The sequence below is a fragment of the Synechocystis sp. FACHB-908 genome (genome assembly GCF_014698595.1).
Taxonomy (GTDB): Bacteria; Cyanobacteriota; Cyanobacteriia; order Cyanobacteriales; family Microcystaceae; genus Synechocystis.
The window spans coordinates 18,769-31,260 of the sequence record NZ_JACJTH010000013.1 but is presented as its reverse complement, the minus strand read 5'-3'; the positions used below and the strand labels follow the sequence as shown (position 1 = coordinate 31,260).

The 12,492-nt window shown below is 50.4% G+C and carries 12 protein-coding genes; 6 read left to right on the top strand and 6 right to left on the bottom strand.

The genetic code is table 11. The features are described 5' to 3' along the window. From H6G46_RS05420 to H6G46_RS05400, 5 genes are all read left to right on the top strand, one after another. Window positions 1–132, top strand: a 132-nt coding sequence (locus H6G46_RS05420; RefSeq protein ID WP_190759831.1) for a transposase, incomplete at its 5' end; no start/stop codon positions are given. A gap of 206 nt (window positions 133–338) precedes the next feature. Then, complete coding sequence (locus H6G46_RS05415; protein ID WP_020861471.1) at window positions 339–710, top strand: IS1 family transposase; 372 nt, start codon at window positions 339–341, stop codon at window positions 708–710. Between the two features lie 236 nt (window positions 711–946). After that, a complete protein-coding gene (gene glyA, locus H6G46_RS05410; protein WP_010871753.1) occupies window positions 947–2,230 on the top strand; it encodes a serine hydroxymethyltransferase in 1,284 nt (427 codons plus the stop codon). A 185-nt stretch (window positions 2,231–2,415) separates the two neighbouring features. After that, window positions 2,416–4,731: a molecular chaperone DnaK gene (gene dnaK, locus H6G46_RS05405; RefSeq protein ID WP_010871752.1), complete on the top strand. Its 2,316-nt coding sequence runs from the start codon at window positions 2,416–2,418 to the stop codon at window positions 4,729–4,731. A gap of 108 nt (window positions 4,732–4,839) precedes the next feature. Further along, on the top strand, window positions 4,840–5,763 hold the full coding sequence (locus H6G46_RS05400) for a DnaJ C-terminal domain-containing protein (RefSeq protein ID WP_010871751.1): 924 nt from the start codon (window positions 4,840–4,842) through the stop codon (window positions 5,761–5,763). On the opposite strand, the gene H6G46_RS05395 is transcribed toward H6G46_RS05400, so the two are convergent. Beyond that, the gene (locus H6G46_RS05395; protein ID WP_010871750.1) at window positions 5,760–6,611 is read right to left on the bottom strand and encodes an alpha/beta fold hydrolase; all 852 of its coding nucleotides are present in this window, start codon (window positions 6,609–6,611) and stop codon (window positions 5,760–5,762) included. The two genes, H6G46_RS05400 and H6G46_RS05395, sit on opposite strands and share 4 nt — an antisense overlap. Window positions 6,612–6,742: 131 nt before the next feature. Between H6G46_RS05395 and H6G46_RS05390 the strand changes: the two genes are divergently transcribed. Next, window positions 6,743–7,189 (top strand): hypothetical protein, encoded by a 447-nt coding sequence (locus H6G46_RS05390; protein ID WP_010871749.1) that lies wholly within the window; start codon window positions 6,743–6,745, stop codon window positions 7,187–7,189. On the opposite strand, the gene H6G46_RS05385 is transcribed toward H6G46_RS05390, so the two are convergent. The 5 genes from H6G46_RS05385 to H6G46_RS05365 form a co-directional block, all read right to left on the bottom strand. Continuing rightward, a complete protein-coding gene (locus tag H6G46_RS05385; RefSeq protein ID WP_010871748.1) occupies window positions 7,186–8,082 on the bottom strand; it encodes a hypothetical protein in 897 nt (298 codons plus the stop codon). The genes H6G46_RS05390 and H6G46_RS05385 overlap by 4 nt on opposite strands. Before the next feature lie 343 nt (window positions 8,083–8,425). Further along, window positions 8,426–9,175, bottom strand: coding sequence for a phycobilisome rod-core linker polypeptide (locus tag H6G46_RS05380; RefSeq protein ID WP_010871747.1), 750 nt, complete (start codon window positions 9,173–9,175; stop codon window positions 8,426–8,428). 186 nt (window positions 9,176–9,361) lie between these two features. Continuing rightward, window positions 9,362–9,940: a phycobiliprotein lyase gene (locus H6G46_RS05375; protein ID WP_010871746.1), complete on the bottom strand. Its 579-nt coding sequence runs from the start codon at window positions 9,938–9,940 to the stop codon at window positions 9,362–9,364. A gap of 82 nt (window positions 9,941–10,022) precedes the next feature. Further along, window positions 10,023–11,219, bottom strand: a complete 1,197-nt coding sequence (locus H6G46_RS05370) for a tetratricopeptide repeat protein (RefSeq protein ID WP_010871745.1) — start codon at window positions 11,217–11,219, stop codon at window positions 10,023–10,025. A 210-nt stretch (window positions 11,220–11,429) separates the two neighbouring features. Next, window positions 11,430–12,416, bottom strand: a complete 987-nt coding sequence (locus tag H6G46_RS05365) for a PhoH family protein (RefSeq protein WP_010871744.1) — start codon at window positions 12,414–12,416, stop codon at window positions 11,430–11,432. Window positions 12,417–12,492: the final 76 nt, after the last annotated feature.

The window sequence follows — 12,492 nt, the reverse complement described above, 5'->3', positions numbered from 1 at the left end:
CTTTTTTTGCCGAAATATTCTCCTGATTTAAATGATATTGAGCATGACTTTAGTGCCTTGAAACGAGCTAGAATGTACGCTCCTATTGACACGTCTCTTGATGAAATTATCCGTTCTTACCGTGGCGTTTAGCGTCTCAGCTTTATTTGAAACTACTATATGCTTTGTAATTCAAACCGGAGTTTTGCACTGCCGAAGTTATCGCTCTTCTATTATCGTAGGTAGAATAAAACAAAGGTACTATTATCAGTGTTATCTATGTAGTGAAAATTCAAAAAAGATGAGAGCCGGGACAGAAATAGTACCTCTGAGCTATTTAGGTTGCTTTTGTATGAAATTTGGATATAGTAAAAACTACTGGGCTTTTCACCATTCAGTTGATTGATCGTGATATTCAAACCCTGAGTCGTTTGCTGGAGAGACTGGCAAAGTGGAAAGTGACCGTGTACTACACCGATGACTGGGGGCCCTATCAACAACTACTGGATGAACATCCCGATGCGTTTCATGGGATTAGCAAAAGAGAAACAGTAGGAATTGAGAGAAACAACTCAGATAATCGCCATTGGTTTGCTAGATTTCATCGCCGCACGAAAGTTTTCTCCAGGTCAGCCTACATGGTGGATATCACCATGGCAATATTTGCCAAATTCAGGGTCAGTGGTAACATAGAACCACTACACAACTGGCGCCTCTCATTACTTTCTTGAAACTCTTGACAATTTCTTCCCAGACGGAAACTGTACTCAGGTAGACCTCAGTGTCCGGATCTCGAATATCTTTTGACAACTCAGTGTCACAACGGCTTCACGCTCCGTAACAGGTGGCTTTGTAGATATCACACTCTGAAAGACGGGGTTTTAGACCCGGTTTTCCGATAAACTTAGTAAATACTCAAGAAGCGCGGTGCTTTCCGCCCCCAGCACTGTTTACAGGAAGATAAGACGTGAATCAAACCAACCTCGACTTTTTAGCCACCAGCGACCCCGCCCTTGCGGCCATCATTGACCGGGAATTACAACGGCAACGCACCCACATTGAATTGATTGCCAGCGAAAATTTCACTTCAGCAGCAGTAATGGCGGCCCAGGGTTCCGTCTTAACCAATAAGTATGCCGAAGGTCTGCCGGGTAAACGCTATTACGGCGGCTGTGAATTTGTGGACCAAGCGGAAACGCTAGCCATCAGTCGAGTCAAAGAGTTATTTGGGGCTGCCCACGCCAACGTCCAACCCCACTCCGGGGCCCAGGCCAATTTTGCCGTATTTTTAACCCTGCTCCAGCCCGGCGACACCATTATGGGCATGGACCTTTCCCACGGCGGCCATTTAACCCACGGTTCCCCTGTCAACGTTTCTGGTAAATGGTTCGAAGTGGCCCACTACGGTGTGGAAAAGGAAACGGGTCGGTTAGATTACGACAAAATCCGCCAACAGGCTCTGGAAGTTAAACCCAAACTGTTGATTTGTGGCTACTCTGCCTATCCCCGACAAATCGAGTTTGATAAATTCCGGGCGATCGCCGACGAAGTGGGAGCATACCTAATGGCAGACATTGCCCACATTGCCGGTTTAGTGGCTTCAGGACACCATCCCAGTCCCTTGCCCTATTGCGATGTCGTCACCACCACCACCCATAAAACCCTGCGGGGTCCCCGGGGTGGTTTGATCATGACCAATAATGAGGAATTAGGCAAAAAATTCGACAAATCCGTCTTTCCTGGCACCCAGGGCGGCCCTTTGGAGCACGTCATTACCGCTAAAGCAGTGGCCTTTGGGGAAGCGCTGAAACCAGAATTTAAGGTTTATTCTGGCCAGGTAATCGCCAACGCCCAAGCCATGGCCGACCAGTTACAAAAACGGGGCTTTGACCTGGTATCCGGCGGCACCGATAACCATTTAATGTTGGTAGACCTGCGCTCAATCGCCATGACCGGCAAAGTGGGCGATCAACTGTTGGGAGAAATCAACATCACCGCCAACAAAAACACGGTGCCCTTTGACCCCGAATCTCCCTTTGTCACCAGTGGTTTGCGCCTGGGCTCCCCTGCCATGACCACCAGGGGTATGCAGGAAGACGAATTCCGCACCATTGCCAACATCATTGCCGATCGCCTGTTGTCCCCGGAAGATGAAGGCGTAAAAGCGGATTGTCTGCGCCGGGTCAGTGAACTTTGTGCTGGTTTCCCCCTCTATGATCATCTCCGCATTCCCGTAGCGGTGATCGCCTGATTTGAATTAACATCGTTCCCCAATCTGCTAATTTGTCTGTAAAACCCTGGCCCATTGGTTGGGGTTTTATGGTCTAGGTTGAAGTTTGCCCAGGGTCCCGCCCCAAACTCCTATAATGGTTGGGCAAGTGCCTAGTGTTAACGAGTATTAACCGCTCTGCAAATTTTGGGAGCAAAGAAAACAACATGGGAAAAGTCGTCGGAATTGACCTTGGAACTACCAATTCAGTTGTGGCCGTCATGGAAGGCGGCAAACCCATTGTCATCGCCAATGCGGAAGGCATGCGTACTACCCCCTCCGTGGTGGGGTTCAACAAAGAAGGGGAATTGGTGGTGGGTCAGATGGGCCGGCGGCAAGCGGTGCTCAATCCCCAAAATACTTTCTATGGCGTCAAACGTTTTATGGGGAGGCGTTACACTGATTTAACTCCAGAATCTAAACGAGTAGCCTACACCATCCGGCGGGATGACCGGGATAACATTAAAGTGCGTTGTCCCCGGCTGAAAAAAGACTTTGCCCCGGAAGAAATTTCCGCCATGATTTTGCGGAAGTTGGCCGAAGAAGCCAGCCGCTACCTGGGGGAAAAGGTCACCGGAGCTGTGATTACTGTGCCTGCCTACTTTAACGATTCCCAACGGCAAGCCACTAGAGATGCGGGGAAAATTGCCGGGCTGGAAGTGCTACGGATTATCAACGAACCCACAGCGGCATCTTTAGCTTACGGCTTAGACCAGGGGCGGATACAAAAAATCCTGGTGTTTGACCTAGGGGGCGGCACCTTTGATGTTTCTGTGTTGGAAGTGGGGGACGGCATTTTTGAAGTTAAGGCCACCAGCGGTGATACCCAGTTGGGGGGTAACGATTTTGATCGCCGCATTGTGGATTGGCTAGCGGAAAAGTTTTTAGAAGCGGAGAAAGTGGATTTACGGCAGGATCGCCAGGCCCTACAAAGGTTAACCGAAGCGGCGGAAAAGGCCAAAATTGAACTTTCTGGGGTCGGTACTACGGAAATTAATTTACCCTTCATCACCGCTACGGAAGACGGTCCCAAACATTTGGAAACCCAGTTGAGCCGTTCGGAATTTGAAGATTTATGTGGAGATTTAGTTACTCGTCTGCAAAGACCCGTTAAACGGGTGCTGAAAGATGCGGGCTTGAGTCCGGTACAAATCGATGAAGTGGTGCTAGTGGGAGGTGGCACCCGTATGCCCATGGTCAAAGGCCTTGTCCGTAGTTTCATTGACCGGGAACCCAACGAAAACGTCAACCCCGATGAAGTAGTGGCGATCGGAGCGGCAATCCAGGCGGGCATTTTGGACGGGGAAGTGAAAGATATCTTGCTGCTGGATGTAACCCCCCTTTCCTTTGGGTTGGAAACCATTGGCGGCGTGATGAAAAAATTACTGCCCCGCAACACCACCATTCCAGTGCGTAAATCGGACATTTTTTCCACCGGGGAAAATAATCAAACCGTAGTGGAAGTCCACGTGCTCCAAGGGGAACGGGAAATGGCCAGCGATAATATTTCCCTCGGTCGTTTTAAACTGAGCGGTATTCCGCCGGCTCCCAGGGGAGTGCCCCAGGTGCAGGTTTCCTTCGACATTGACGCTAACGGTATTTTGCAGGTGACAGCGAGGGACAAAACCACCGGCCGGGAGCAAAGCATTACAGTCCAAGGGGCTTCCATCCTCAGTGAAGGGGAAGTCAATCGCATGATCCAAGAAGCAGAAACCTTTGCCGCCCAGGACCGGGAACGGCGGGAACGCATTGAAAAACGCAACAGTGCTAAGGCATTAACGGATCAGGCTCAGCGGCGGCTCAAGGAAGTTACCCTGGATTTCGGCAGTGCGTTCACCGTGTCCTACCGTCGTCAAGTGGATGCGTTGTGCAGTGAAATTTTAGACAGTCTGGAAAAAGATGATGAGCGTCGGTTAGACCGGGCCCAGGCAGATTTGCAGGATGTGTTGTACGAGTTAAATCGGGAAGTGCGTCTGCAGTATGACGACAAGGAAGAAGGCTTTTTCGAAGCGATTAAGAAAACCTTCACTGGCGATTTCGATGACGATGATGATTACTACAACCGTCGCCCTGCTCCCAGGGATGATTATCGGGGAGGTAATGACTACGGTCGCTATGACGATTACAACTACAACGCCCCTTCCCGTCGAGAGGCACCCATGCCCAGGGCTGGCGCTGGCCGGGGCCCTTCCTTGAGCAAAGATTACCGTTCCACCGCCTATGCTGATTGGGACCAGTCCAGGGTCACCAGACAACGACCTTACCAAGGAGAGAGTTTAGGGGGTACCTACGACGATCGCCGTTCTAGCCCCCAGGATGATTACTCTAGAGGCGATCGCCAGAAGGATTACGATTATCGGGAAAATGCCCCCAGTCGTTCTGGTCGGGGAGGCAATGGCCGCTATGGGGAACGGCCTGCCCAGCCCGGTCGCAATGCCCCATTACAAAACGGTTGGGATGATGACGATGATGATTGGTTCTAATGTCAAAAGTTCGTTGACCAAAGACGGTAAAAACCGTTGATGATTTACCCCTGTAACCTCGACCTGAGTTAGTTTGAGTGGATTGAGCGAGTATTTTCTGGCAACCCTATGGAACAAGTGCGGAATTATTATCAAATTTTGGGAGTTCCCCGCAATGCCACTGCTGAAGAGATTAAAAAGTCTTTTCGGAAGCTAGCTCGTCAGTATCATCCTGATGTTAACCCCAACGATAAAACAGCGGAAGAGAAATTTAAAGATATTAACGAAGCCTACGATGTCCTTTCCGATGAAACCAAGCGCCGGGAATTAGATAGTCGTTTATTTGGCCGATTCCGCCGTCCCCCCACCAGTCGTTTTAGCCCCAATAGTAACGGTGGGCGATCGCCTAACGGAACAAGTGTCAATGGCCAAGTTCGTACCCCCACTGGGCGCACTGGAACCCGTCAGCCGGCGCAGTCATGGCAAGATTTTAGTGAAACTAGACGCACGAAAGTGGTGTCCCCCGCCCGCCCTGTGCCCAGGGATGTGGAAGCCAATTTGACCCTGCCGTTGGAAAAAGCCTACCGGGGAGGCAAGGAAAGAATTCGTTTGGAAGATGGCCGTTCTTTGGAGGTGGAAATGCCTGGGGGCATGGGGGATGGGCAACGGATTCGCCTCAAGCAACAGGGCATTAATGGGGGCGATCTATATCTAAAAATCAACCTTTCTCCCCACCCGTTATTTACTCTCCAGGGGACGGACATTGCTTGCCAGGTGCCCGTAACTCCCAGTGAAGCCATTTTGGGGGGCGCTATTGAGGTGATGACCATTGACGGCCTGGTGAAAATGACTGTGCCAGCGGGTTTAAAAAATGGTCAAAAACTACGTTTGGCCAAAAAGGGCTTTCCCAACAACCAAGGCGATCGGGGAGACCAGTTAGTGGAAATTCGGGTGGAAATTCCCCCGGAACCCAGCCCAGAGGAATTGGAGCTTTACCGTAGAATTCGGGAAAAGGAAACCTTTAACCCCCGGCAAAAGTTCTTTGATTTTTAAGCAATTTGTTTACGGAAAAAGGTCTGTAGGGCTGTCCCGACTTCCTGGGGAAAATGTTCTTGGGGATAGTGTTTTGCTTCCGATAATTTGATTAATTCTAGATGATTAACTCCCTGGACTAACTGTTCAATGGGTTCCACCGATAACCATTTATCCGCCGTTCCCCAGATAAAGCAGGTGGGTTTTTGCCATTCTGTGCGTAGGCGATCGCCAATTTTTGTCAGAGCATTAGTGGTGGGCAAATTCTTAGTGACAGCCATTAAAGCCCGACCGGCGGCGGAAGTTTTTAGCCACGGTTTACGGTAAATGTCGAGTTTTTCGTCACTGATGACAAAACCACTGCCCCCTTCCAAGGTGCGGTCGATAATTAGCGGATCTTGGGTGACCATATCCCCCACCAAAGGAATGGTCCATTGGCGCATGGGCCAAGGTAACGACACCGGCGGCACAACGGGGGTATTTAGGATAGCTAAACGTTCAATCTGGTCTGGGTGATTGAGGGCGTATTCGATGCCCGCTGTGGCTAAAAATCCTTGCACTACTAAGAATATTTTTGCCAATTCTAAAGACTGAAAAAATTCCCCCAAAGCCTGTTCATAGGCCGCCGTAGTATAAGCAAAATCCCGTTTATCCAAGATGTCCGAAAAGCCAAACCCCAACCAATCCGGGGCGATCGCCGTTAACCCCTTTTCCGCTAACAGAGGCATTACCCCAGTCCAACATAAACTCTGACTCGGTAAACCATGGAGCAGCATAACAGGGGGATTGTTAGTGGGCTGGGGCGGCTGAATCTGGCGGTAAAACCAGTGGAACTGTCCCACCTCAAGGGTCTGTTCGGAAATTTTCACGGAGGTTTGCTATCCTATGGAATCAATTCTGGGCCATTAATTGTCCCATTTCCTGTGCCCATCCCCCACCGCCAGGCTAACCATAATCCTGTCCTGGCCAACGGTTACCCTTCCAGCAGGAGACATTGCCAATGAATGCGGCAGAACAAGCCATTGGACTCGCTACTACTACCAAAATCGCCGCCGTGGTGAACCTCTTTAAGGCTCAATTTCCCGACGCTAGGGCTGACCTTGCTCCTTGGCAAGGCGATCGCCAGACCCAAGCCCAGGTGGACCCCCACTCCATTGACATTGGTTTCCATTTACCGGGTTGGAGTCCCCGTTACCAGAGCCGCAGTATTCTGGTGCAAATTCGCTTCCATCCTGATCCCACGGAAAAATCCCCAAAAATTATTGGCATCGAAACCGTCGGTATCAATCACCAAGGGCAAGCCTGGAGACTTTCTACGGTGGACAACTGGCAGGTGGTGGGTAAATATCTCCCCGCCCAGGACATTGGGGAAAAACTACGCCAATTCACCCGCCAAGCCTTTGAGCTTTTCCAGCCTCCAGACCACCACCCCGGTGCTCTTTCCTAGCGCATGGATTGTACACCGCTCCAACTGCGGCTGATCCGTTTCCCGTAGGCAATGACTGTAGGAGCTTTCGCTGGTTGAACTTCCCCATCTAAAGCGACGCTGACCAAAGAATTTTCATCCTCTTCTTGGTCAAAATGGCTTACTTGAAAAAGTACCTGACTGGGATTGTTCTCATGCCAACCCAAGAGAGTTGCGCTGGATTCCGTGGTGTTCTGGGGCATGGCACTAAGGGTACGGATGGAACCTTTTTGCCAAACAACGCCATAATCACTAATGTCAGAAGAATTAAATGCCCCTTCCATTTGCCGGGCCAACAGGCGATCGCCGTCCTCGGACCAAGAAGCTGGCAAAAGAATCGAAATTACCCCGGCCATTTCTGGGCTATCTTCCCCTACCCTTTGCAAATAGCTGGCAATGGGGGAGTTTGCCCGCACTACCTGCAGCTTGCCCGTAGCTAAATTTTCAATGAACATTACCCCCAACACTTTGGACTCGTAGGAATTGGGTTCCGCCCGCACTTCAATGCGACTGTAAGCTGCATACTGTCCAGAGGGAGACACCAAAGCCGGACTGCGGTAGTAGCGCAACCCTGATTGTTGTTGTTCGGCGTAATCCTGCTGGGTACGTACAATCCAACTCCATGGCACTGGATAAGGACTGTCTAAGGGATCCACCTCCCGGGTATCAGTCACATTAAGCAAAAAATCATCATCGGGAATCCCCACCGGAGCAAAGAGTTGAACGCCATCCAACAGTAAAGGTTGGGGTTGATTCGGAGTTAAATTGGCGGCGAGGGGGGAATTCGCTAAGGCGGGGGTAGCAGTGGCGGCAATCATCAGCATAGCGGCGAGGGGAAGACGGGAACGCAGAGCACGGCAAATAGGGGCAATCATGGGGACTCCACTCTGGGGAAATTACTACCTCAACCAACATCAAGCCCTAGGTTCGGTGAGGAGTTGGTATTGGGGGCAAGTATAGGTTTTTAGTCTGGGATTATGGGCAGAGGTTCCATAATTGTTAGAAGACTTCACAATTTCCGCTAAATTGCTCTCCCGTCATAGTTCAATCAAGTATTTATACTCAGATCCTCGCCCCAAAAATAGCCAAAAAAAAGGGACTAGCAAACAGTCCCAGCGAAACAATTATTTGATTTTTCAGTTTAATTTTCAGGACGGAAAAATCAGTAACTATCCACGCTAGGAATGCACTAATCCTTCAACCCTCTGACCTTAGTGCCTAGCGACGGGGCACAGAAGCTTCGATGTTGATATTTTGGGCGGAAACCTTGGGAATGGTGTTGGCGGCAGGGTTGATACTGCGGGCCATGCCCAAGAAGTTCATCGGATTGCCAGCGGTGAGCTTTTTCTCCTGGGGAATAAAGCGACGCACTTCGTTCTGCCAAACGATTTGGGGGAAGCCCAATTGGCGACGGTGGTAGGCATCGTACCGGGGAGATTTGATGTTAAAGGGCAATTCACCCGCTTCCCGACCGGGAAGGTTGCGACGACGTTGGTAGGGCACCGTGTCATAGCCAAAGTTATTGAGGTACTCGTCGCTGTTGAGCAAATCGTCAATTAATCCTTGATAGCCCTTGGTCGCGACCACAATGGACCAAGCAATTTTTTCCCGTTCGCTGTAAACGTCCCGCCCTAAAATCTTCTGTACACAGTGCTCAACGAAGCGGTAGTTACTATTCTTTTCGTAGAAGCTATTGCGGAAGGTGTTGGAAAGCAACAAGCCCCGCACAAAATCTCGTACAGTAATTTGGCCGTTACGCAGTTGGGACTCAAGGACTTTTTCTCGGTCCCACTTAAACGCATGGAAAAAGATTTGACGATAGGCCGCCTCGATTAGGTTATCCATATCGCTGCTGGAGAGGATGTTTTCCGTGGTGAAAACAACAGGCTTCTCTTCAGAGCCAATTTCATAACCTTCTACCCTCACATTTTGACTTTTGGGGGCGTAGTTCAATAGGGGAAGAGCCAAGTGTAAACCTCCGTGATCTTAAAGAAGAGCTTGATAATTAGTTAGTTTAAATAATAAGGGGGAAGGGTCCTAATCGTTGGCAAATATTACAATTTATTACAATTATCGCCCTTCCATTCAGGGTTAGCCAATTCCTCAGATGGCTTGGCAGGGCGATCGAGCTCCCCATACTGGAACCAAACGGGGCTACCAGCCACAAAATTGTTCGTAGGCAGGGGCAGGGGACGCAGACACGGTGTTTTCCTCTTTGACCCGCATTTCCGTACAGTAGGTGGCGGTATTGAATCCCCCAAACCTTTGCACAGTACTGGTTCTAAGGCGCATATCCGGGTTGGCAAACCAGAACCGTTCAATGGTGGTCATGGTCTCATACTCCGTCACTAGCACCAGGGCTTCCTCTTCGTCGATGTGATAGCGACCGGCAATGGGGACAATTTCCGCATAGCCCCTCTCCCGCAGTAGTAGTCCCTGTTGGGGATTGTCTTCATCGGGAATGAGGGCAAATACAGTTGTTCCTTCATGATTTTCATCCTCTTTATCCCAGGCCATGGCGCTTTCCCAGCGGACAAAGGCTCCCCCCACGGCTTTGGCTGGGTCGCAGTCGTGCATTTCACAAATCTCGACAATTTTTTGATCATCAGCACCCAGAGCTTCAACAAAAATTTCCGAGGTGCCGGTTTCTGCCCGACGGAAGGCCAGGTGATGGGTGGTACGTTGCGATCGCCAGTTGCCGGAACTATTGCGAAAGAATTCCATTGCATCCACGGTGATTAACTCCTGAAAACTGAAAAGGGTAAAAATAGATTGTTGAAAGTTGGTCAGCAAGCATTGGTCTGGCTAACTTCCACTAGAGATTATCCAGCTTTTCTTGGGTCCGGTCACTGCCAGCGGTGTTGCCCTGGGCCTGGTAAAGTTTTTTCGCTTCCCCAAAGGATTTTTTGGCCAAGTCAATTTTTTCGTCCACAGCGTAGGCTTCCCCCAGCAGGTAATAAAAATCAGCGTTACTGGGTTGGAGGCGGGTTAAATCACGGAAAACCCAAACAGCTTCGGCAGGATTGTCCAATTCCAAATACATCCGACCAGTGCCAATTTTAGCGGCGATCGCCGTGGGTTCATTGCGGAGAGCTTGTTTATAGGCATCCAGGGCTCCGGCAAAATTTCCCTCCCGTTCCAGTAGTTCTGCCCAGGTAAGGTAGAGGGAAAAACTACGCCAATCTGGATTGAGCCTAGGTTCTAACGCTCTGCGGGCTGCCACCAGATCACCCTGGGCCAGATAAGCTTTACCCAGTTGCAAGGTTAGTTCAGAACGGTTAGGAAATAATCTAAGGGCCTGATTGTTGAACGTGATTAACTGTTCATACTCACTGCTCTGGAGCAGGGCTGCCCCCATCATCACCGCCGCTTCTTCATTGTCCGATTGCAAACTATGAATTTCGTTATACAGTTGACGCACCCGGTTGTAGTCTCCCTGCTGGAGCATGATAATCCCCAGGGCAAGGCGGTATTTAACTGACTCACGGGAACTGGGGCCTAAACTAATGGCGGTGGCATAGGCGCTGGCAGCTTCGTTTAACAATCCTTGGCGGGCGTAACTAAAGCCCAAACCATCGTAATAGTCGGGATTGTTGGGATTTACCCGCAGAGCCTGCTGAAAACTCCGGCTAGCCTCGGCAAATTGTCCCTGGCGGGCGTAGAGATAACCCATGCTGCCAAACAGTTCTGCGTTTTCCCCGTCCAACATGGCCGCCTGTTGGTAAATGGCGATCGCCTGGGGAAAATTACCGTTATCCACATAGGCCTTGCCTTGGCGCAGTAGCTCATTGAACTGCCTTCTATCGTCGGTCGCTGACCGTTGAGCCAGGAGGGGGGTAACGTCAGGAAGATTACTGGGATTAGTTTGGCTAGGAGACTGGGCCGAGACAGCGGCACCGAATAATAGAGGAATTAGACCGCCTCCTATCAATATCTGTTTTCCTGACCAGAGGTAGCGTAAATTCATCGAAAAACTAGTGGTGAAACTCCGCCCCAAGGGACGGCTTGGCATTTGCTTAACTTTGTTTAATCTTGCTTTAGACAAAAAAAGCCTAGAGGCGGTTCATTCGCCCTAGATTTCACCCCACACCACATCGGCGATCGTCCTGGCAATGGCCACGGATTCACGCCCGCATTAGTGTACATCAAAGTTTTACTTCTGGGAAAATGCCCCTAGGGAGAGCCTTGCCCTAACTCGGAAAACCCCTTGGGGATCAAGCCTTTACGAGGAAGGCTTCGGGGCCGGGGGACTGGTATTTTCGGAACGTTCGTAGGCTTCCACAATCCTTTGCACCAAGGGATGGCGCACCACATCCGCCTGATTGAGGTAACAGAATGCAACCCCTTCCACATCCTTAAGAATGGTTTGGGCCACTTGCAAACCTGATTTTTGGTAATTGGGTAAATCGGTTTGGGTTATGTCGCCGGTCACAATCATTTTCGAGCCAAAACCCAGGCGAGTTAAAACCATTTTCAGTTGGGCTGGGGTGGTATTTTGAGCCTCGTCCACAATCACAAAGGCATTGGTCAATGTTCTGCCCCGCATATAGGCCAGGGGAGCTACCTCAATTTTGCCCCGCTCCATCAAGTCAGGAATTTTTTCCGGTTCAATAAATTCATACAAAGCATCGTAGAGGGGTCGCAAAAACGGATCAACTTTTTGTTGCAAATCCCCCGGCAGAAAACCTAATTTTTCCCCCGCTTCCACCGCCGGCCTAGTCAAAATCAGGCGATCGCATTCATTGTTTAGCAGCGCTTGGACCGCAAGCACCGCCGCCAAAAAAGTTTTCCCTGTGCCCGCTGGGCCAATGCAAAACGTCACATCGTGCTTTTGGATTGCCTTGATATATTGCCGTTGCCGGAACGTTTTCGCCCGGACAATTTCCCCCCGGCGGGTTTTGGCCAACACCGTTTTTTGTAAAGCTTGGTGTTCTTCTTGTTTGCCCGTATCTAGGGCATGGAAAGCGGTCATCAAGTCTGGACGGGAAATGGCTTTAGCACTCTGCCAGTAGGGAGCAAGGGATTGGAGCACGGCCATAACCCGGGCCACGGCTTTTTCGGTACCGACCACCATCAGTTCTTGCCCCCGCAGAATCAACTTTGCGCCGGTGTGGTGGGCCAAATAGGTTAAGTTATCTTCTCCGCTTCCTGCTAAGGCGATCGCACTTTCCGGGCTGGGCAATGGCAGGGTAGCGGTGGTTTGGGACATAAAGGGGACAACTCAGGAAGGGTTTGAGTCGAGTATATGGCCTAGGTGACGGACCTTGCCATCCTTCCCCACTGAC

Coding starts and splice junctions, on each gene's coding strand:
- H6G46_RS05390 (WP_010871749.1), top strand. CDS start 6,743: ATGAATGCGGCAGAACAAGCCATTGGACTCGCTACTACTACCAAAATC.
- H6G46_RS05370 (WP_010871745.1), bottom strand. CDS start 11,219: ATGCCAAGCCGTCCCTTGGGGCGGAGTTTCACCACTAGTTTTTCGATG.
- H6G46_RS05365 (WP_010871744.1), bottom strand. CDS start 12,416: ATGTCCCAAACCACCGCTACCCTGCCATTGCCCAGCCCGGAAAGTGCG.
- dnaK (WP_010871752.1), top strand. CDS start 2,416: ATGGGAAAAGTCGTCGGAATTGACCTTGGAACTACCAATTCAGTTGTG.
- H6G46_RS05385 (WP_010871748.1), bottom strand. CDS start 8,082: ATGATTGCCCCTATTTGCCGTGCTCTGCGTTCCCGTCTTCCCCTCGCC.
- H6G46_RS05400 (WP_010871751.1), top strand. CDS start 4,840: ATGGAACAAGTGCGGAATTATTATCAAATTTTGGGAGTTCCCCGCAAT.